This window comes from Sulfitobacter sp. 15WGC (genome assembly GCF_005068605.1).
GTDB lineage: Bacteria > Pseudomonadota > Alphaproteobacteria > Rhodobacterales > Rhodobacteraceae > Sulfitobacter > Sulfitobacter faviae.
The window spans coordinates 10799-31360 of record NZ_SZNL01000025.1; the positions used below are offsets into that span (position 1 = coordinate 10799).

Here is a 20562-nt window from a genome sequence, read left to right on the forward strand (position 1 = left end):
TTTTTTTTGTTGTGAAAAAATTCGAGAACTCAGATGTCTCTATCACCGGTGAAGTCTATTATTCGCGTCCTCGTGCTGTCATATTTTTTCTCCATGAATTCATTAATTTTATGACGTTTGATCCCGCTTAGACGGTCGACGGATCCCAAATCGTGTCCGTGCCCATGCAAGCGCCAGATGCCTGCCTCTTTGCCTGGTACGAGCTGGTATCCGTTGCTGAGGACGTGATCGATGAACTGTTCAGGTGATCTAACGCTCGCCCATTTCCGCATCTGAGATTTGATCTTTGGCAGTGATAGGTCTGCTTCGACACCGGCGGCCTTGGCTTTGCGTTTGATGACCTGATGACCGGTTGAGGTATAGCTGCTCTCTGCTCTGAAAGACTTCCAGTCTGCTCGATCTAGACCGGCCGCCACTGAGGCGTCCTCAAGGGCCTTCTGGTACCTGCTGAGATCGAGATCGGGGTGCTCGCGTGTGAGGGCGTCGTAGACCTCTCTATTGAAGCGACCTGGTGTGATTTCATGCCCAGTTTCCAGCTCCGCCAGGCGTGAGAGCTTTTCGTTGCGCATGTGTGTGAACTTGCTGTCGAGCACCCTTCCGGTCTCTGCATCCATTTCGGGGATCGCAAAATGATAGTGGTATTCGAAGCCCATGGCGCCCTCTCGAGGCTTCTTGTGGACCACGGCCGTGATGCGATCTTTCATATTTTTAGTGACGCCATATTCTGCACAGACGTTATCCAGGATCGGTCCTAGCTCGTTGCCACCCAGACGTTCACCGGGAGCTACAATCACATGCCTGACACTGAACGCACGCCCAGCAATTTTTGAGGTGACCCCCATGAGCTTGATTTCGGCGGCCGATCCTTGCAGCCACGAGATTTCCTCATTCTCACCTTCGGCCGCAAAATATGCTGCGATGGCGCCGGTATCAGAAACAGGAATGCGAGAGCTTTTTATGATCATTCAAGAAGCTCTCCTAGGATCCTAGCGTATAGCGCTTGAAGGTCCTGAATGGTGGCTTCCAGTTGATTGAAGTGGTTTTCCGAAAGATCACCAGAGTTGCGAGCGGTATGGATCTGGGCGAGCGCCTGGTTGAGGTTGTTGCCGACAGTTCCAAGCTGGCCAGCGAACTGGATGGCGCCCCTGCCCTCCCTAGTCAGCTTGTGGTTGGATCCGCGTCTCGGCCTCGGCAGTACCCGTTCGGTTTCCGACCTCAGAGACTGTGAAATTAGAAAGCGTGCATAGGCCGTGGGAGCGACATCGTCTCTGCGGGCAGCTGCAATCAGACACGCATAGAGATCATCATCGAGTCTGAGACCCAATTGATTGCTCATTTGTCTGCTCTCACTGCGGCTCATACCAGCTCTCCTCTGGTGGGTGATGGTATCCATCAACCGGGGGTCAACGGGGGGCCTCGCCCCCTTGCCAGGATGTTGCGCAGACGACGCGTAGCGGCGGTTAGCAACACAACTGGCTGTCAAAATAGAGAGCTAATCACCAACCGTTTCGGAAACGTTAATCTCACCTTTGCAGGTGCGCTTTCCGATGCGCGTCAGGAGTCCTAGAGAGGGCCTTCAGGGCACATTCTCAGAGAACAAGGGGGAGCCTCGTTCTATAATAATAGGGGCATCTTACCCCATTTATAGGTACCCTCAACTCACCTTGCGGGCATCCTATAATCCTAGGATGCTGCGATCCAAATAAGATAGAGAAAACTTCACATAGACGTCGGCTTCCTACGCGGAAACTTAGTCGTTTGCGGCCAGCCCGTTTGGCACTGGCTACAGATGGCACGGCGCTCGAAATCGTGCCGATCCAGATCCGCTTTCACGTCACCACGACGCAGGGTCACGGAGTGATTGCAGTTCCAGCAGCAGACTTCGACGCGCGTCGTATCGGAATCAAAAAGAGCGCCGTTGTATGACATCTGCACATCCTGTGATTGGCATCTAACATTCTGCCGCTAAAGTCTTGCATCTGAAATCGATCCAGCGATGCGACAAAGGAGATTGTTAAATTGCATGAAGACGAGGGAGAGGACCACAGTGTTAGGCTGCGCTATTGGGTCCGGAGCCACCCCTAGCATCCTAGCATCCTAGGATGCTATCCATACAGCTCTGCCTCGAGGTACCGAGCCGCTCTCATGATGGCAGGCTGGCCACCAGCAATCATAAAATTGAGCGCCGTTTCACCGCCAAACATCTCGGCATCGTTCGGTCGGTGCACCCATCCATTACATCGAGGTTCCATCAGGATCACTCGTAGTGCTGCATGGATCCTCAGCAGTGCATCAGCACGCTGCCCCACCTCCGCTGTATGGATGCCCTCGTGGTCTCCTGATTGGATGCTGGACCAGTCCCCTAAAGAGATTCCGAGCAGATCGGCTGCTTGCTCATCATTCAGCTCCCAGAGCTTAAACTGCCAAGTAATTGCCTTCCAGCCGTCGTCATCTGTCATATTTTCAGCCCCTCCCCCACCGAACTTATACCGCCAATTTATGCAGGCTTGCATCCATTCTCTGCTCGCGCATTTGATATGATATACGGAGAAAACAACATGCAGGAACCTGATCTCAAACAGATATTAAATGAGAACAAATGGGCGATCACGAGCATCGCTGGCCTCCAATTTTATGATTATGACGAGGACGACGAGCTGATCGGCAGCATCCGTCCTGCCCACGGTGATCGCGTGCAGCTCGTGCGGCGTCCAGACAACAAATACGACCACAATGCTGTGGAAATCTGGTGGCGTGATGCCCGCTTCCAGCTTGGGCACGTTCCACGTCGCGAGGCAGCCGAACTGGCGCCATTGTTGGATAGCGGTGCCAATGTGCGCGGATACATCTGGACAGGTGGCGATGGGCAGGCATGGACTGCTCAGATCGTCTTGGTTCACGACGACATACCTGATGGCTGGTATACGAGATCTGTCGACGAGGCAGCCGAGGAGCTATATTCCTGGATGGATACCAGAGATCAGGATCCTGAACAGACCGTTGATGAGATCATCCAGCGCAGGAATGCCACCAGAGAGCGCCGTATGGCCATATTGGCGACGTTCATACCTCTCATGTTCACTAATGACGAACGAGACCCAGAACTGCCTCCTGAGCCGCCCAGGAGCCTCAGAGGGAAAACCATCGGGTGGTGGGATCAGATTCCGGATGGCGCTGGCCTGATGACCAAAACAGCCTGGAGCGAAGCCGGTTTCAACATCAAGCGTCGAGTGAAGAAGCCGTTTGCTTGGATCGAGTACAGCAACGGTCGCAGGTTCGTCCGATACGATCTCTATGCATCGAGCCAGGTGACACCAAAAAAGCCCACAAAAAAGCGGCCCTCAGATCGCCAGCTAGCCAAGAAGCTGATCAACGATGAGGTGATGTAATGCGCGCACGCGCTGATCCCTGATGATTACATCGCTCGCAAGGGACTGCCTGCACTGAGGTCATCATCTCGATCCGAGAGGTGCGTGCGGAAATCCTGTACGTCCGATGCAGCATGTTCCTCAATAGATCCGCAGTATAGGACGCCTACCGCCGCCACATAGCCGCAAATCTCATCACCCACGCGGTAGAAATTGGTATCCTGATCATTGTAGTCGCGGAATTCCTCGATGCTCTCATCTCCTGAAAGCAGCCCTTGGACCGCATCATCGATCTGAGAGGCTGCGTGAGCATCCTCCTCGAGATCACAACCCGCCAGAATGGCCTCTACTAGCTCTTGGGGGGACGATGGTTCTTCATGTTCACGTGCGCTGAACTGGGAAATATCTAGTTTTTTCATGGGTCTGCTCTCATTTTTCATTTGAAATATACAATATATGTACTGCCCATGCAATTTACTGACGAGCAAAGTACTGCCATTCTTAACTTCGGTTTAATGAGTAAGCGAAAGCCTTGATGTATTACGCACTCGCCCTCAACCCAAACTTGATCGAGAACCAAAACATGGAAGTATGATCGCATCATGACCAAAGATTCAGCATATTGGCGGGCTCTCTGGCTGATGAGAAAAGTTGGTGAGAACCTGCGGGGGTGATGTATTCCGCACCCGCCTGAGCGGTGTTAACATGCTGACATGTTGACACCGGAGGATGGCCGCATGAATGAGGCCGAACTGATGGAGCTCTGCACACGCGTCATGGGCTCGGCCGAGCTCGCTGAGCAGTGGATGAATCGCTGCTCGATGGCCCTTGGCTACGAGCGCCCGGCTGACCTTATAGATACCCAGTCCGGCCGTGAGCGGGTCCGAGTGCTGCTGATTCAGATTGAGGGTGGCGTCTACATCTAACCATTGACCGGCAGCCTGGTTCCGGTGATGATCGCTGCATGATCACGATTCTGCACACCGCTAGCCGAATATCCTGAAGTTTTCAGGATAACCCCGATTTTCAGTTCGGGAGGGCACAGGTGTGGCGATGGGATTTATAAACCCGTTTGCGCCAGATTAGCGTATCAGCGAGGGTTCGAGTCCCTCTCCTCCTACCATTCAATAGATGTAGACCGCACCTGTGCCATGGGAGGCAGGCATGACCAAAACGAGAGATGAGACCCGCCAGCACCAGCGCGAAATCCACCGCCGAGCAGTTGCTGGAGAGATGGCCTTGCCGGAAAGCGTACGCTTCATCCGAGAGGGACTGGGCTGGTCACAGTCATATTTTGCGGAGAAATTTCACGTCACCGTCGAGCAGCTCGAGGCCATCGAAAGCGGCGAGATGGGAGAGGCCTTCGCAGCCTTAGAGCGGATCGGCAAACTGTGGGGGTTCGAAATCACCTATGTTCGCCATATGCCTCAGGATTAGATGTAGACCGCACCTGTCTCACGCGGGCACCGTGGGCACTATCGAGAGCATCGCAGTGGCTGCTACCAAGTCATTCAGCGGGCCCTGAAACTTCATATTTTCACCGCGCACATCTGCGATCAGCGGATTCTCAGCAACCGAGAACCAGCCTTTCCCGGCGCAAACAAGGGTGAACTCTACGGTGTGGACAGCCGTTACATGTGCCACGGCACCAATCAGTAGTGTCGGACCTCCCTGCCCTTCAGCGATGCGGAGGGCACCAAAATGGGTGGCCATGTCGCTATACTTACCTTCCAACCAGACACGATTGGGTTTGTGGAGCACCCTTCTCAGGACACTAGGCAGGTTATCAGCAGTCACGCCTTCGGCCGCTGCCAACTTCATATGACTGTCAGTGAACGGTAGTCGCGTAGATCGTTGGCTCTCATAATGGACCCGCAGAGTTCGCCGGAATTCTGGGTTGTTGGGGACCGGTAGTTCAACACCGATTTGGCTCTCAATTCAGAGGTCGATACGGTCACGTAGAGGCAGTGTAGATGGCATTAAAAGCACCTTAGATTTGCTAGCACCCTATCATCCTAGGATGCTAGCGCCATATTTCATGGAGACGGCGCCTCGCTCGCCTCTTGGATATCTTGGGACCATTGGTTCATGAGAGGCTCCGGGTCTTTGCCTGCAATGGAAGCTGCCAGCACCTCCCTGCCCTGCTCTCCAATAGTGATCCTACGCAGTGGTTCCTCACTGCCATCAGGATCGTACGACGTCAGTTTCCCTGACTCCTCCCCGATGGCAGGTTCATAGGCGTCAATGACGTGATCAGGATCACTCCAGTCAGACCAGGCAGCGTCGTTGACGTCGTTGTTATCCTCGACGTAATCGATCAGCCACTGGGTTGCTTCCCACTGCCGCACCTCGTCCTGGTCACTGTACGCGTGTGGGCTGTCACCACGGACGTTCAATTTCGTTGTCATAATATACTCCTGTTGTTGCCAAAATTGGCAAGCTGCCTATCCGGCAGAAAACATGTCGCTTGGACGACTACGTGATCATATATGCTCGAGGTTGCATCGTGGTTAACCATCCTAAACTTTGATGGCGTCGATCCGCGCTTGAATGGAAGCTCGGCGCTCCGGATCCGTTTCGATCTCCAAGTCCTCTTGCAACCATCGGCGTTGGCGCTTGAGAGCAGTGACTGAATTTGCTCGCGCACGTACACGTAGATCAGGTACACGTGCGTACGTGATGCCGATCATGATCTTAACTGAATCCAAGAGCATTCGGCCGTTATCTAGGTACATTTCGGCCAACGCCATCCGGATCACAGACGCTGGATGCACACCTAGAACGTCCGCAGCGCTGATCACCTGGTCATGCAAGGTGACCTGAATCCTAATGGCAGAGCGAACTTCATCAGTCAGTTCGTCAATGATGTCGTAATGCCAAAACGAGTTGCCCGTCGCCCCCCGGTCCGCTTGCCAATCCCAATCGAATTTGATCGGCCGGTACATCGACCTGCGATAACGCCGGTTCTGCTTAGCGTCCTCCAGCATTGCTGCGCAGGAGTTCTCGATCAGTTCACCGAGGTCAACGGTGTTGAGCCAATGCCGAATGCGAGCAATCTTCTCAGCATTCGGCAGCTCTTTCATCGCTGTGCACATGTTGACTGTCGTCACCCGCGTCCGCTCTGACGCAGGACGACCAGGGCCTGCACTAACCTCTGCTGCATCCTCACCCTGCTCTTCGATGTACTCCTCTACGTCCGTCTGCTCGTTCATGTGGCATCCTACCTATAATATAATTAATTATTGTATTATATCCCCCTACATATAATAATCCTAGGATCATAGCAGTCTATTAACCTATGATCCTAGAAAGCGATATTTATGGGCCGTACTTGGCCTTCATGAGCTCGAAAGCTTCCTCCAGGACATCTGCCGGGGTGACGTCGTGATCGAGAGCCCAGCGTTTGATGTCGCGGCCGAGCCCTTGAGATACCCGAAAATTCATCTGCTCAGTCGCAGTGCGCTCTCGGCGAACAGGATTCAGTGGGCCACGCTGACGGCGATCCGATGTTTTTGCTGGCTCGACATCACCGACGCGCTCAGCTGCGTCTTCGATCAGGCTGCTGGTATTAAGTGGTTTCCGTGCCATATTATTGTTCTCCTCGGGCAAGTTCTGTCACTGCTCGTGCAAGCAGGGTCATGTCTCTGGCAGCATCGCTGGATGGTGCGTATTCAATTGCTGTTTGAGCCGCATATGTCGCGTCCTGATGTGCTGCCAAGCTTCGCAGTGGGCGCAAGACGGAGTGGCCATTGCGCGCCGCCATCGCCTCTAGGTCGGCTAGCACCTGGCGATGTAGCGAACGGGTGGTGTTGTACTCATTCATGACTACGGCAAATGGGGTCCCGAGCTGTTTCGCGATCCTCATCGTTTTGGGAAGCACCTCGACATCATTGGCGCCAGCGCGTGTTGGCATGACCGCAAAGTCGGCGACACCTAGTGCAGTTCTCAGATTGATCTCACCGGAATGCTCAGGTGGCGTATCAATGATGAACCAGTCGACACCATCTCGTTCCGCTTGCTCGATGAGATCAGGGAGCTGCTCAATGCGGCCTGCCACAGCATCTGGCTTGGTGACACCCTCTGCTTGGCGGCGCTCCACCCAGCGGGAGGTCGTCCCTTGATGATCGGCATCGTAAACTCGGGTATACCCCGCGAGGGAGACAGAGAGACCCTGAGAAATTGTAGATTTCCCGACCCCGCCTTTTTGATGGACCACTGAAATTACTATCATATTCTGCCCTCTGCCTGCCGATTCCTATCGCCCTAGCTTCCTAGGATCATACTTCCCTAGCATCCTATCATCCTAGGATATAGCAATCAAAGGTTAATTTCTGTAACCGTGTGAACTTATGAGGAAAGAGGCAGCTGGAGCGGGGCTTTGGCGTTAGAAGATCCGTCATAGATAACCTCGGGGTCCGCATCGGTGGCGCAGACCCAGGGGCGCTTCAGCCTACCTATGTTCACCAGGCCATCGTCATCGCTGCGTGGGACAGAGGCGGCCTCGAGGATGTCATCGGCCGAGATATCGCCGCCGACGATGCCGGTCCATGACTCGAAGCTGAGCACCGGTTCAGCATACGGACATGCATCCTCCAGTGTATCGGTATAGCCAGACAGTTGAATGCAGCGACATATATTTTCGCGGTCATCGCAGGGCAGAACCCAGTCGACGCCGTTTTTTCTGAGAATGGCATCGGTAACGCGACCAGTTCCGTCATGCATCAGCTCCAGGAGCCAGTCGTCGTCGATGAGGCCGGTCCAGCTATCATTCAACGCCGGGTCTTCTTGCAGGATGAGATGTGTTTCAAAGTTCATGCCATCCAATATGGGTAGCGAATATTAAACGTTCGTTCACATTTCAGATCAGTGTCTGGGATCATAATTTCAGTAGGGTAGGGGGCCTGATCATCATATTTTTTGTAGTCATTTTATAATACAACTACTGCGGCCGAACTGCTCGTTGTAGCGTCCGGATCGAGATGGCGTTGGGACCTCCGAGCAACTGTTGTATTTGTCGCCAACTCTGCCCGGCAGATCTCCAAGCTACGATCTGCTCGCGTTGACTGTGATTCAGTGATCGACGTCTGCCGAGTTCGGTACCTCTACGTCTAGCAGCCTCGAGACCGGATTTCACACGTTCCCGGAGTGTCTCTCTTTCGAGCTCTGCTAAGCTGGCCATGATGGTCAACATCGCCCTACCCATGGCGGTCTGGGTGTCGAAATCTCCTTCCAGAGTACGAAACCTGATTTTCCGTCGTTGGAGATCTTCCAGCTGTTCCAGGACGTCCAATGTAGACCTTCCCAATCTGTCCAGGCGCCAGACCACCAGCTCGTCACCTTCTACCAGTCGAGAGAGGAGGGTATCTCTCAGAACCAGTGATTTGGCGCCCGACATCACTTCCTGGACGATCTGCTCGCATCCTGTCTGCTGGAGAGCGTCGACTTGTAGATCGTGCCGTTGATCGGCCGTCGAAACCCTCGCATATCCGTATCTCATTCTGTCACCCTGTTTTTGTCGTTTTTTGAGCACATACAGGTTGAATCTTAAAAAGACGACAAAAACTAGTGTTTTTGGCGGATAGCTTGTGGCAAAAAGTGCTACTTTCGCCTGCAATCAGGCAATCGAGAACCATCGGAAGCATGTCCGCTCTTATCCAATGAATTAAGGTTGGGCGTGGGACAAATACTCTATAAAGTTGGTTCTTATTAACCTCCGGAGTAAGTGGTTCCAATATGTCTGTACCTTTGATCAATAAAGTAAATCCGGAACCTATCGAAGACGATCTCGAAAGGTCTGCTCGCGTGGCACGACGGGCATTGAGTACCCCCATAGCGATGATTTCCTGGTTTGACCCTATGGAAGGGGTACATCAGGTGGGCTCAACGGAAGAAGTCATCGATCTTTCTGGCGAAGAGCGAAATTTTCAAATGGCACTAAAAATTGCCAAGCGTATCGTAGCCCGTAAGCAGCCTTGGGCTGTTTCTGATGCGCGCGGCAATCCGATACTCAGCCAGACCTCTGCGGTCAAAGAGGGTGGGGTTATGAGCTGTATCTCAGTCCCTATACACAACACACAAGACGGCAACATACTTGGTGCAATATCCTGTGTAAGTCTCTCACCGCGCGCCTGGACAGAGGAAGATTTGCAGGTGTTAACGCATCTTGGCCAACTAGTTGATCGCCAGTTCGCATCGGGTACAAGAAAATCCATTGAAGCATCCAAGACTAGTCAAATTAAGGATAAGCCCGCTTCCAATCGGTTCTGGGAAACTGCCAACTATGAGTTTCGCACTCCTTTGAAGCTTATCTCTGAAGCCTCCCGCGTGCTTAACGATTTGAATCTTGAAGGCTCCTCAGGCGCTCTTGTCGGAACTATCGCGCGCAGTTCAACGCAGCTTCTGGCTATAACGGACGGTCTCATTCGGGTGTATGAGCGCGACGAAGGTGGCGCCAGCAGTCAAAACGAGAAATCAGACTTACTAAGACGGATTAAGAGCGCTGCGCTCCTTCATTGGACTCAAGCGGCATCAAAGGGTATTACTTTGACCGTAAAGGATCGACTTGAGACGGATTTCAATCCTGTTGTGGACAGAGCATGCCTAGCGGAAGTTGTTGATCATCTCGTATCAAACGCAGTAGCGGCTAATACGGAAGGCGCTGTTAGCATCGAGCTGGAAAGTGATGCTTCCTCGAACTTGCTGATAAAAGTAAGAGACACAGGCTTGGGGATAGCTCTAAAGCACAACATAGATTTGTTGACTAAAGGATTGACGGCGCAGGAAGGAAGTTTCGAAGAAACTTCGATCTCTTCTCTCATACCTGTCCAATTAAGATTGGCATCTATAGGCGGGAGCCTGAAAATATCTGGTAAATTGGGGGTCGGTTCGCAATATGAAATTAGGCTACAAGCTACTCCACATACGAACCGGACATCGCTTCCCTCGAAGCCCGGTTCAAGAAGTCGGCTGATTACCTGTCTGGAATGTGGCGAACAGATGAGCCTTTTGCGGCGTCACCTTATGCTGGAGCATAATCTTACGCCCGAAGCTTATCGGAAAAAGTGGAAGCTGCCTGACACGTTCTCATTAGCCAGCCCGGCCTACGAGTTCAAACGCGCCGCTACGCGAAGGAAGTAGGGCGTTTACAAGCTGGATATATGAGAAGGGGGCAAGCCATTTGGATCCCCCTTCTGTTTTGTCCGCTTGCTTCACGAGGCTGGCATACTACAAATGCCAGAACCTATCTGTGCGGACGGATTGCCTAGGTGCTTCGGGTCCCTAGCGCAGTCAGGTGCGGTTAACGACTATTGGTATTAACCGCTTCAGCGACAACCTTCAAAAATTCCTTGCGTCGGAACGGCTTGGATATTGATCGGGTCGCTCCTAGGAGCTCAGCGCTTTCAAGCATGTTATCCAAGAGGTCGTTTAAATATTGTCCGCCACCCGATATCGCGACAATAGGAACCTCGGTGTTTTCTCTCCGAATCTCCATGATAGTCTCGATGCCCTCTCTGCCAGGCATTAAAATATCAGTGACGATGACATCTGGATTGGTCAGACGGTATTGCGCCACTCCCTCCCGTCCATCCTTTGCCTCGGTCACTTCGAAACCCGCCGAAGACAGCATACTACGTATGGTCTCACGCACGTCTTCTTCGTCCTCAATCAAAAGAGCTTTCTGCATCTTATCGGGTTACCTTTTTAGTTAAGCATCCATTTGTTTTGCTTCATTTGCCTTGGTATCACAGAAAACGGCAACATGGTAACCCGTTAGCCTAGTCGGCCTTTCGGCACCAGGATGAGTACAACAGCTCGATCAAAACTAAAATGCTACTCTTTGGGCTACCCATATTACCGTTTGGCGGTGGTAAGCCTAACCCACTATTTCTTTTCGTCAAAATTGTGTTCAGAAAAGAATTTTTAGGCATATCCTTTGGCAGGGCGTAAAGGCCACAGTAGACGGGGAGCTTGGTCTAGGGAAGCTCATAGCGCTGGAGAAAGATTCACGCTTCCCGGCTACCCTCTTCCAAGATTTCACGCACCTTCGCTGCAAGTTGCTCGCGCCGGTAGGGCTTGTTCAGCAACTTCACACCCGGGTCTAGTTTGCCGTGGTGTACGATGGAGTTTTCAGTGTATCCAGATGTGTAGAGAACCTTTAAGCTTGGTCGCAGTTGGCGCGCCAAATCCGCCAATTCTTTTCCCCCCATACCCCCAGGCATGACTACGTCAGTGAAGAGCAAGTCTATCGACGACGTCTGCTTTAGGATCTCAATGGCCTCGGCGCCTGCGGATGCTTCAAGAACCTGATAGCCTAGAGCGCGAAGTTGTGCGACGACATGCTCCCGTACAGCACTGTCATCTTCAACTACCAAAATGGTCTCGGCGCCACCGACAAGTTTTGATTTCGCTCGCGATGTCACAATGTGCTGTTCTTCCGTTCGGGTACGCGGGAAATACATCTTGACCGACGTTCCTTCGTCCGGCTCTGAATAGACCCGGATATGCCCCTTGGATTGTTTTACGAAGCCAAAAACCATACTCAGCCCCAGCCCTGATCCTTTACCCATCTCTTTCGTCGTGAAGAACGGCTCGAAAACCCGGCTTATGTTTTCATGTATAATTCCATGACCTGTGTCGGTAACAGAGATCATTACATATTGTCCTGCCGGAACATCTGTTTCCGCAGCGACGTAGTCATCGTCTAGCATAACATTGGCGACTTCAATCGTCAGGAATCCACCTTGGAGCATCGCATCCCGTGCGTTTACCGCCAAATTAAGAAGCGCTGATTCCAGTTGCGCAGCATCGACTTCCACCATCCACAAGCCGCCGGAGCGGACGAATTCAATGTTGATGTTTTCAGGGAGGGTGCGCCGTAATATATCTTCCATATTTTGAATAAGTTGTGCGGCATTGAGAACTTGGGGCTTCAAAGCTTGCTTTCGTGAAAATGCAAGTAGTCGCTTGGTGAGCTCAGCCCCCCGTTCGGCGGCGCTGAGCGACATCTTTGCAAGACGCTGCAAATGCGGTTGTTCAACGAGTTCGTCTTCTAGAACTTCGGAATTGCCCAATATGACCATCAATAAGTTATTGAAGTCATGGGCAACACCGCCGGTTAACTGGCCCACCGTTTCCATTTTTTGGCTTTGAAGGAACCGCTCTTCGAGCTGCTTCTGTTCGGTAATGTCAGTCAACGAACCGAGAATGCGCATGACACTGCCATCTGTATCGTATTGCGCAAAGGCTCTATCTTCAACGAATGCCCAGGTGCCGTCTGCACGCTCGAAGCGATATTGCTCCCGTACCGAACTGGTTTCGCCAACTTTTATTCGTTGAAAAGCCTCGATAACACGCTCAGCATCCTCTGGATGGACATGCGAACTCCAGACTGTAGGTGCAGGCCCCGACCACATGTTATCCGGTATATGCCCGAAGATGTAGCGCAAACCTTCGCTCCACCATTGCTCATTGGTTGCCGTATCCCATTCCCAGATGGCGCTGCCTGCTGCTTTGGTAACCAATGAAAACCGCTCTTCATTCAACCGGAGAGCCAACTCAGAGTTTTTGCGCTCGCTGATGTCGCGTTCGATGGACACCCAATGAGTAAACCAACCTGTCTCATCGGCTAAAGGCACAATATCCAATTCCAGCCAGAATTCTTCGCCCGTTTTTGTATAATTGATCAGTTCGGCGCGTACGGGTTGCCATTTCTCCAAAGCTCTACGAATGCGATCAAGCTCTTGTTGCTGTGTCTTTGGCCCCTGCAATATCCGAGGCGTCTTGCCGATGACCTCTGCGCTGGAAAAGCCAGTGAGCCGTTGGAAGGCATCGTTGACATAGACGATCCTTGGGCCGTCAGGCCCAGTGATAGGTTCGGCTTCAGTAATCAATAAGATGTCATTCTGGCGTGAAACCGCAGCTTCTAGAAGACGTAATTGTTCGTCGCGAATGCGCTTTTTGGTGATATCGCGGAAATAGACGGCCAATCCATGCGAAGTTGGCTCAGCGCTCACCTCGAGCCAAATGTTGAGCGGTGGGTAGAATTCTTGAAACCGGACCGGTTTACCCTCCGCCACTGCACGTTCATATTCTCTTTGAAACTTGCCTCCGCTTGCTTCCGGGAATTCTTGCCAAATATTTTTTCCAACCAGATCCTCTTTCCTTCGGTGCAATAGTTTTTCTGCCTGAATGTTGATGAAAGAGAACCGCCATTGAGAATCCAGCAAAAGAAAAGCATCACTCATTCCTTCAAGTATTTGTTCGAGCCGATGAGAGGTTTCCTTTGCTGTCTCCCGCATACCTACCAGTTCCGTTATGTCTTGAAACGCTCCCTCAACAGCGACGACCTCTCCAATGCTATTGTGAATTGGTTCGGCCAGCGCGCGCACCCAAACGCGCCTTCCCTTGGCAGTTTCGATCTGAAGAACTTCATCAAAGGGTAGCCCTTGGCTGGCACAAGCCTCGAACCGATCACTAATCCGTTCTCGATGCTCTGGGACATAATAGCCTATTGCGTCTTCAAGCGTCGGTGGTGATATTCCCTCTGGTTCGTCGTGAATAGCAGCAGTTTCTTCGTCCCAGAGGAACTGCTCGACGACAAGATCGACGCGCCAGCTGCCAAGGCGCGCAAGTCGGCCTGCAAGTCGTTGGCGTCGGACATTACGAAGCAATTCTTCTTCGGCAGCCTTTAGATCAGTGATGTCCTGTACAATTCCAATGAGAATGTCTCGCCCATCGACAAAATGTCGCGTCCCGACACCACGGATGTATGAAATCGCACCGTCGGTCCGGACAACGTGATGTTGAAAATCGATTGACGGAGCATTAGAATCTATAAATTCAGTCAGCTGCGAAGCCAGTTGTTCCCGTTCCTCCGGAGGCGCGAGTAAAAGATACTCGCCAAAATCTTTCGGGGCACGGGCCTGCCCATAGATATCGCGCACCCGAGCTGACCAGTTGAAAACATCTCGTTCAAAATCATACTCCCAAGAACCCAAATGCAGGAGCATCTCCGCTGTCTTAAGGCGTTTGTCTCGTTCTTGAAGCGCTACCAACGCTGCGCGGGCGTCAGATAATTGCATCACGTTTGACTGTTCATTTAAAAGGGAAGGCTGAAGATTTGGACCCGCCTTACTCAATATGCTGGTAAGATCTTCAGCGCGATGGACGATATAAATGATGTTTCCCCGAGTATCGAGCACTGGTTTGTTCCTGAGAAGCCAGAAGCGCTCTTGGAAAACCCCGTCGGGATGCTGCACCGGATAGCGTTGTAGGTTCATCACATCACTCACACGGAGCGCTTGCACGCGCTGTAGAGAGGCGTGAAGGTTGCGTGTCCCATCTGCTTCAGGCTCAGATGGGTCGTCAGGGAAAAGGTCTAAGAAGCGTCGACCCAAAATTGCTTCGCGCTCGAGCATGACTGCCCGTGCATATTCGTCACTGACAGCGATGACCCTATAGTCATCAGGGGTCAGGATCAGTATATTTCCAGGAAGGCTATCGAGGAGAAGCGAAAGGTGTTCAGTCGATAAGTCGGCTTGCGCGCGCAACGACTTGCTTTCGCGCTCCAAGGCGTTTGCACGCGCTTGAGTTTGGTTTATCTCTGTAACGTCGCGAATGCTGGCGACGATCGCCTCGGCTCCATCGAAGATCACCTTTCTCCAATTGAATGCAGCATCGTATTGATCTCCATTCATTGCCTGAATAGTCCAGACGCCCGCGTACGAATTCATTCCGTTGAAATGTTGGACCTTATCAAGGATCTTGGCGCGATCGGTCTCCGGCCGTAAATCAGCAATGGTCTTTGAGCGCAAAGTTTGAGCATCATACCCGACCCAATCTTGGGCAGCCGAATTTACACTTAAGATTTTAAGGGTTCTGACTGAAAACACCCAAACTGGATGTTGGAGATGTTCGTACGCATCCGCTGCTGCACGACTTAATATCGGAGGTTTTGTCATTCAACTCCTTTTCGGCCCGCCCAAACCGTTCCGATTGCTACGCCAATAACATTCATACCATTATGTCATCACTAAGATACAGCCATCCGAAAGCCGTTTTTCATCGGAACGAATGTGATATCAGCGCTCCAAACTTGGTTCGGTCAGTCAATCAGCATCTTTCGCAGTAAATAGGGATGGACCGGGTGTGAGGATGCGGCTGGCTCTATGGCGTTTGTCGATTGCCCCCAGGCCATCATCGCCATCAGTCGGCGAACGCGATGGCGCCCAACGACAATCCCTTCGCGGCGCAGATACGCGGCGATCTGGCATGTTCCGAAGAACGGGTATTCAGTGAACGCGCGATCGTCTGCTTTCATCACCGACAGCGTGGCCTTGTCGAGCTCAACCAGCGTATAGTAGAATGCTGATCGGCTCAGTTTCATCAGCTTGCACTGTTGGCTTATGCTTAGCTTAGGATAGCTGCGCTGGATCATCGACCTAGCGCGCTCACAGTCGGGAAGACCTATTTAACTCAGTGCGCCGCTGTGCAAGTTGCATAAAGGCTGCGGGAGCTTACTTTTGCTACATACAAAAGGAGCCCCCGGTGAGACAGAACGAGTTTGAAGAAAAAGTTCATGAACTAGAAAAAGCAATGGTTGAGCGGCGTGCTGAACTTGGACGTACAAAAACTTCAGAAGCTGAAGAGCAAAAGTTGTTGAGCATCCAGAAAAGGACTGAAGCTCTCTTAGATGACGCAAAGCGGGCGAGGGGTGAAGAAAAGAAGCAGGATGTTATCCACCGAGCAAATGAAATTCTTATCGAGCTAAGGCAGCATCCCCTAGCGTGAACTATCACTTATAGCTCAGCCTTCGCAGTGAGGCTCTGCTTAGGTTGCACGGCGATGGAGAGCACGCTACGCGTTTGACACTCCCACCCGCACCAAGCACAGAGCCGATCTATGCGACAGCAAGAAGCAATCTTTTATATCCGCTAGGCCGCTTTTCTTCAAAAAACAGCCATTGAGGATGAGGCTGGCCAAGGCCAACCCCATCTGAAGGATGGCTATTACATCACGTCCCCAACTTCTTGGATTTCTGCCTCAACGTCATCACCGTCGAACCAGCCCTCAAACCAGCCTTCCTCTTCGACTGTGATAACCTCGTCACCGTCCAAATCTGCACTATTAAACGCACCGGTCGAAAACTCGTCTGGCGTTATTAGGCCATCTGAGTCGCCATCCCACACGGTGAAGGTATCATTCTGCCATGCGTTACCGAACTCTGATCGGTCAATATATCCTGAAGAATCGACATCGTAATCGGTAAAGGGCGTATTAAAGCTGGAATCGTACCAGCGATCAGTTCCAGCTTTAAATTCTTCATCTGAAATCCGAAGATCGTCATCCGCATCCCACCTGGAGTACATTCCGGTAGCGAACTCACCTTCGTTAAGTCCAACCTCGTCGTCGCGGTCCCATGCGTCATGAATGCCCGTTGAGGCAAACCCAGCATTGAACTCGCGTGAAGACAATTCTAGGTTCCCGTCATCGTCCCAGTCTGTGTATTTATAAGTTTCCTGGGCGTGGGTGATGGCAGGAATGAAAAGCGTGGCCATAATGGTAGCTACGCTCATTTTTTTAGCTAGTGTATACACCAGTACTTCCTCCTATTAGTCTGTTTCCTCCTATTTACGTGAATCGGCCCCTAAACCCTTTGGGTCATAGTCCTCTCACAATGTTAAAACACTTTCGATAAAAGCTAGTTCCTTAGATGTACTGTTCGGCAAGTCTTCGCCCTTAGGAGGCACGAGCGAACATATATTAAGAGTTCGTCAGAGCTCTTATGGAGATCACGGGGGAACCTTTCCTACGCGCTCACCAATGTCAGATCACGCCAGTGCTTTAAGGCCAGTTCATGGTCCACTACATAAAAATCTGGAACTTTCGCTCCATACAGTCATTGAATCAATACCGAGCTCCATATTCATTGTTGGTCGTACAAGCAAAGTCCTGTCGCAGATACTTCTTCCATGCGGCAGGTCTTTCTTTGTGTTGTATCCGGGCAAGAGCGATTGCACGGTACATGCCCAAATCTGAGCCTAGCAGTTCATGAGGCTGAACTGGCCTCGGCTTTCACGGAACCCCTTGCGGAAATCTCAACCCCACGGGGCGGGAAAATCCGTATCGCCGCAGGCTGTGACCAAAGTGACTGAGATAAGTAACCAAAGGCTGCGTGAAGGCATTACAATTGGACAGCAGAACATTGCGTTCAGGAACATGCTAGTGCAGAACTCTCCTGTGTGACACCTTCTGTCTTTCAAACCTTCAACTCTGGCTGTCGTTCATCTGCTGATGCCTTGGGGATTGTAAGTAAAGTGGGTCCCCATGACGCACGATGGCGGCCTGCGACGGTTCGCGGCACAAGTAGGCCGCGAGCGGACAACTTCCTGTGAGCGGGTATTTGGTGAACACTCGGTCGATCTCTTTCATGACATCGCCTTCAAAAAAGGAGTTGATATGGCTTTTGGGAACACCGGTTTGACTAAACGGATCCTTCATGTGGATGATGACCCTCTTATCCTCGATTTAGTTCAAGCGACTTTCCGAAATGATAAAGCGTGGTCCGTAACATCCCTGAATAACGCTGAGGATGCCTTGGCATTCATCCATAATCTCAAGCCGGATTTGATTATTGTTGATATCGCAATGTCAAATATGGGTGGGTTTGAGTTTATTCTTGAACTACGCAAAATACCGGAGACTGAGTTGACTCCGATCATTATTCTAAGCGGCAGAGCTAGAAGCCTTGGAAGGCACAACCCATTTCAAGAGATGGCAGTGGTGGTTTTGGAAAAGCCTCTGGACCCTGACAGGCTTCACTACGAAGCCGAAAGAGCGCTGGCTCGCGCCAGTCTTGACAAGAACCGACCTTGAACTGCCGCTCAAATGTTCCTGCATCCCAATACTCTTTGGTCCGTCATGCAATCTCTATAACCCGTCCTTCTCACGCCAAGTTATACGCCTAATAGTATTCGAAGGCCCCAAGTAAGTCATTCCGCCCCCCCCCCCGTAAATTTTTTTAGGGGAAGCTACCCGAGGCACCTTTGGTAGAAAGTGATCCATTCTTGCGCCTCTCGATCATGGACAGGGTGGTCCTTTTCACAGTTTGCAAACCTCGGAACGGTGCTTGTTCCGTCCCATCCAACCAAAGTACATGGCGGTTCTGGCAATAATCATCCTAGAGAGGTTGCAGTTTGCATAGAAGGTACCAAATTAACTCAGAATGAAGGAGGCTACCCCATGCAATGCCCGCTCGATGGAACTCAACTTGTGATGACAGACCGCTCTGGGGTGGAAATTGACTACTGCCCTAAGTGTCGTGGGGTCTGGCTGGACCGAGGCGAGCTGGACAAGATAATTGAACGGTCTAGCCCCCAATCCGCCCCTCGTGAGGGCGCCCACTTGCGCAGTTCGGGGCAAGATCACGACCATAGCAGGCCCTATAAAAAGAAGCGTCGTGAAGGCTTTTTAAGTGAGCTTTTTGACTTTTAAAACGGCCTTCTAGGCTTAGGTGGTACTCCTTGAAAAACCTTGCGTTTCGGACAAGACGTCTCGGCGTGTTTCTGACTGCTGCTGCGCTCTTTGGCACTTCCGCGATCGGGCAGGAAGCCGAGGAAGAGAAACAGCTGCGCATGCTCGGGAGATGTCCAAACTGTACCCTCGAGCAGATGGACCTCACCGGTCGCAAACTGACCGGAATTGACCTGACCGAAGCTGAGCTACGGGACATAGACTTCTCGGAAGCAGGCCTTAATCTATCGCTGTTTGACTACGCGACCCTTTCAAATGTGTCGTTTGCCTCGGCCGACCTTACGGGTGCCAGTTTCACCGGTGCCAAGCTCATCAATGTGTCATTCGAGAACGCGGTTCTCAAAGCCGCCGTTTTCGAAGACGCCATTCTCATCGACACCGACCTTGACGCTGGGATCTACTGCAATACGCAGGTGCCGGATGAGACCATGGTGAGCACCGAGTGTGATTGATCGACCGCCTAACAGATTTGGCTTGAGTACCCCCTAACCCTACCCAAGTAGTGTTCCATCCGCTCCCTACAAAAGGTCAACAGGCGGATGATCAAAAGGATAGACCAGATGCTTGCGCTCCATTCGATCCCGAATGCGTTTACCAAAGGCGAATGTGAGGTGATCATTAAGACTCTCTTCGAGGCGCCAACAGATGAGGCTCGCCTCGTCGGCCGAAAGAAAGACCACAGCCATCGCAACTCTGAGCTCGTTTGGATTGATGAGGTGGCTGGCATGGAATGGGTCATGGAGCGACTGATTGACCTCGTTCGGCAAGCCAACAAGGATGAGTTCGAATTCGATCTGCGCGAGTTTGCCGAAAGCCCTCAAGTGGCGATCTACAAGGCATCAGTCGGGGGGCATTTTTCATGGCACTCTGATATTGGCAGCAGTCCAACTGCCGGAAGGCGGAAGCTGACCTTGGTGTTACAACTAAGCGATCCTGAAACTTACGAGGGGGGAAATCTGGAGATTATGCCTGGCGCCAAAATCCTCACCGCCGAACGCGCGCAGGGGTGTGTCAGTATCTTCCCCAGCTTTACGCTCCATCAGGTAACGGCGGTAACAAGGGGCACTCGGTATTCAATGACTGTGTGGGCACATGGCCCTCCATTCCGATGACCATGAAGCCGCCCTGTATGCCTACTGTGGTCATCTTGTAGGCGCCCTGTAGGCCAACGGTGGTCATTCTGTAGCTCCCCTGTAGGCATTATGCTGAGGAAGGGCTTATTTTCCGAGGGCCTATACCGATCAGCATAAACGGGTTGGCGAAATGCAGGTAGCTGCGCATCAGGAAAAAGTCATTCTCAAATGCGCAGCTAACCATCAGTCTTGCTCCCAGATACCCTGGGTACTCTCCGGTCTCTAAAGAGTTAAAATTCTAGGTTTCCACCGGTTAGATACGCATAGCATCGGGCGCAGTGCCGCTCTCGACCCGACTACGGAACCAATTTGGCTGTCGGCCCTTACCTGTCCAAGTTTGTTTCTTATCGTCTGGATTAGCATACATTGGTTTGGATGGATTCTTAACCTTAGCTCGCTTTTTCGCAGGAGCTGAGGGTTGCGTTTCAGAAATTTCCCCCAGGGAGAATCCAAACTCTGCGGCCGCCTTTTTAGCAGCCTTTCTTGCCTCTCTCTGATCTCGGGCTCGAGCAGCCTCCAATGCTTTTTTT

Annotated in this window: 24 protein-coding genes and 1 pseudogene; 10 read left to right on the plus strand and 15 right to left on the minus strand. The window is 51.8% G+C overall.

Features of this window, described 5'->3' with window-relative positions:
* Positions 1-29: 29 nt before the first annotated feature.
* From FCK22_RS16155 to FCK22_RS16165, 3 genes are all read right to left on the minus strand, one after another.
* Complete coding sequence (locus FCK22_RS16155) at positions 30-965, minus strand: hypothetical protein (RefSeq protein ID WP_136720596.1); 936 nt, start codon at positions 963-965, stop codon at positions 30-32.
* Positions 962-1360, minus strand: a complete 399-nt coding sequence (locus tag FCK22_RS16160) for a hypothetical protein (RefSeq protein WP_136720597.1) — start codon at positions 1358-1360, stop codon at positions 962-964. The genes FCK22_RS16155 and FCK22_RS16160 overlap by 4 nt, the downstream gene beginning before the upstream one ends.
* 745 nt (positions 1361-2105) lie before the next feature.
* Complete coding sequence (locus FCK22_RS16165) at positions 2106-2459, minus strand: hypothetical protein (RefSeq protein WP_136720598.1); 354 nt, start codon at positions 2457-2459, stop codon at positions 2106-2108.
* A 99-nt stretch (positions 2460-2558) separates the two neighbouring features.
* On the opposite strand from FCK22_RS16165, the gene FCK22_RS16170 reads away from it, so the two are divergent.
* On the plus strand, positions 2559-3389 hold the full coding sequence (locus FCK22_RS16170; protein ID WP_169306107.1) for an HIRAN domain-containing protein: 831 nt from the start codon (positions 2559-2561) through the stop codon (positions 3387-3389).
* Between the two features lie 26 nt (positions 3390-3415).
* Here the strand turns inward: FCK22_RS16170 and FCK22_RS16175 are convergent, their stop codons facing one another.
* Complete coding sequence (locus tag FCK22_RS16175) at positions 3416-3787, minus strand: hypothetical protein (RefSeq protein ID WP_136720600.1); 372 nt, start codon at positions 3785-3787, stop codon at positions 3416-3418.
* 318 nt (positions 3788-4105) lie between these two features.
* Here FCK22_RS16175 and FCK22_RS16180 point away from each other — a divergent pair, with 318 nt between their 5' ends.
* The 3 genes and pseudogenes from FCK22_RS16180 to FCK22_RS16185 all read left to right on the plus strand — a co-directional run bounded on the left by FCK22_RS16180 (position 4106) and on the right by FCK22_RS16185 (position 4805).
* Positions 4106-4294, plus strand: coding sequence for an MbcA/ParS/Xre antitoxin family protein (locus FCK22_RS16180; RefSeq protein WP_169306108.1), 189 nt, complete (start codon positions 4106-4108; stop codon positions 4292-4294).
* A 107-nt stretch (positions 4295-4401) separates the two neighbouring features.
* A pseudogene (locus FCK22_RS19005) lies at positions 4402-4491 on the plus strand.
* 41 nt (positions 4492-4532) lie between these two features.
* Positions 4533-4805 carry a hypothetical protein gene (locus FCK22_RS16185; protein ID WP_136720602.1) on the plus strand — a complete coding sequence of 91 codons (273 nt, stop codon included), beginning with the start codon at positions 4533-4535 and terminating at the stop codon, positions 4803-4805.
* A gap of 18 nt (positions 4806-4823) precedes the next feature.
* Here the strand turns inward: FCK22_RS16185 and FCK22_RS16190 are convergent, their stop codons facing one another.
* The 6 genes from FCK22_RS16190 to FCK22_RS16215 form a co-directional block, all read right to left on the minus strand.
* Entirely contained in the window at positions 4824-5189 is a 366-nt protein-coding gene (locus FCK22_RS16190; protein ID WP_136720603.1) for a hypothetical protein, read from the minus strand.
* Positions 5190-5404: 215 nt separating this feature from the next.
* Positions 5405-5776 (minus strand): hypothetical protein, encoded by a 372-nt coding sequence (locus FCK22_RS16195; protein ID WP_136720604.1) that lies wholly within the window; start codon positions 5774-5776, stop codon positions 5405-5407.
* Positions 5777-5887: 111 nt separating this feature from the next.
* On the minus strand, positions 5888-6580 hold the full coding sequence (locus FCK22_RS16200) for a hypothetical protein (RefSeq protein WP_136720605.1): 693 nt from the start codon (positions 6578-6580) through the stop codon (positions 5888-5890).
* Positions 6581-6686: 106 nt separating this feature from the next.
* Entirely contained in the window at positions 6687-6956 is a 270-nt protein-coding gene (locus FCK22_RS16205) for a hypothetical protein (protein ID WP_136720606.1), read from the minus strand.
* A 1-nt stretch (position 6957) separates the two neighbouring features.
* Entirely contained in the window at positions 6958-7599 is a 642-nt protein-coding gene (locus tag FCK22_RS16210; RefSeq protein WP_136720607.1) for a ParA family protein, read from the minus strand.
* Between the two features lie 116 nt (positions 7600-7715).
* The gene (locus FCK22_RS16215) at positions 7716-8183 is read right to left on the minus strand and encodes a hypothetical protein (protein ID WP_136720608.1); all 468 of its coding nucleotides are present in this window, start codon (positions 8181-8183) and stop codon (positions 7716-7718) included.
* A gap of 918 nt (positions 8184-9101) precedes the next feature.
* On the opposite strand from FCK22_RS16215, the gene FCK22_RS16225 reads away from it, so the two are divergent.
* Positions 9102-10505 carry a MucR family transcriptional regulator gene (locus FCK22_RS16225; protein ID WP_136720610.1) on the plus strand — a complete coding sequence of 468 codons (1404 nt, stop codon included), beginning with the start codon at positions 9102-9104 and terminating at the stop codon, positions 10503-10505.
* A gap of 160 nt (positions 10506-10665) precedes the next feature.
* On the opposite strand, the gene FCK22_RS16230 is transcribed toward FCK22_RS16225, so the two are convergent.
* The 3 genes from FCK22_RS16230 to FCK22_RS16240 all read right to left on the minus strand — a co-directional run bounded on the left by FCK22_RS16230 (position 10666) and on the right by FCK22_RS16240 (position 15753).
* Complete coding sequence (locus FCK22_RS16230; RefSeq protein WP_136720611.1) at positions 10666-11052, minus strand: response regulator; 387 nt, start codon at positions 11050-11052, stop codon at positions 10666-10668.
* 319 nt (positions 11053-11371) lie between these two features.
* Entirely contained in the window at positions 11372-15328 is a 3957-nt protein-coding gene (locus FCK22_RS16235; RefSeq protein ID WP_136720612.1) for a PAS domain S-box protein, read from the minus strand.
* A gap of 143 nt (positions 15329-15471) precedes the next feature.
* Complete coding sequence (locus FCK22_RS16240; protein WP_211243580.1) at positions 15472-15753, minus strand: IS3 family transposase; 282 nt, start codon at positions 15751-15753, stop codon at positions 15472-15474.
* A 161-nt stretch (positions 15754-15914) separates the two neighbouring features.
* On the opposite strand from FCK22_RS16240, the gene FCK22_RS16245 reads away from it, so the two are divergent.
* Positions 15915-16157, plus strand: a complete 243-nt coding sequence (locus FCK22_RS16245) for a hypothetical protein (protein WP_136720614.1) — start codon at positions 15915-15917, stop codon at positions 16155-16157.
* A gap of 218 nt (positions 16158-16375) precedes the next feature.
* On the opposite strand, the gene FCK22_RS16250 is transcribed toward FCK22_RS16245, so the two are convergent.
* On the minus strand, positions 16376-16963 hold the full coding sequence (locus tag FCK22_RS16250; protein WP_136720615.1) for a hypothetical protein: 588 nt from the start codon (positions 16961-16963) through the stop codon (positions 16376-16378).
* A 730-nt stretch (positions 16964-17693) separates the two neighbouring features.
* Here FCK22_RS16250 and FCK22_RS16255 point away from each other — a divergent pair.
* The 4 genes from FCK22_RS16255 to FCK22_RS16270 all read left to right on the plus strand — a co-directional run bounded on the left by FCK22_RS16255 (position 17694) and on the right by FCK22_RS16270 (position 20011).
* A complete protein-coding gene (locus tag FCK22_RS16255; RefSeq protein WP_136720616.1) occupies positions 17694-18242 on the plus strand; it encodes a response regulator in 549 nt (182 codons plus the stop codon).
* 366 nt (positions 18243-18608) lie between these two features.
* Positions 18609-18860 (plus strand): zf-TFIIB domain-containing protein, encoded by a 252-nt coding sequence (locus FCK22_RS16260; protein ID WP_136720617.1) that lies wholly within the window; start codon positions 18609-18611, stop codon positions 18858-18860.
* A gap of 29 nt (positions 18861-18889) precedes the next feature.
* The gene (locus FCK22_RS16265) at positions 18890-19351 is read left to right on the plus strand and encodes a pentapeptide repeat-containing protein (RefSeq protein ID WP_248646564.1); all 462 of its coding nucleotides are present in this window, start codon (positions 18890-18892) and stop codon (positions 19349-19351) included.
* Between the two features lie 108 nt (positions 19352-19459).
* Entirely contained in the window at positions 19460-20011 is a 552-nt protein-coding gene (locus FCK22_RS16270) for a 2OG-Fe(II) oxygenase (protein ID WP_136720618.1), read from the plus strand.
* 274 nt (positions 20012-20285) lie between these two features.
* Here FCK22_RS16270 and FCK22_RS16275 read toward each other — a convergent pair.
* Positions 20286-20562: H-NS histone family protein (locus tag FCK22_RS16275; protein ID WP_136720619.1), on the minus strand; the 277-nt coding region annotated here is incomplete at its 5' end.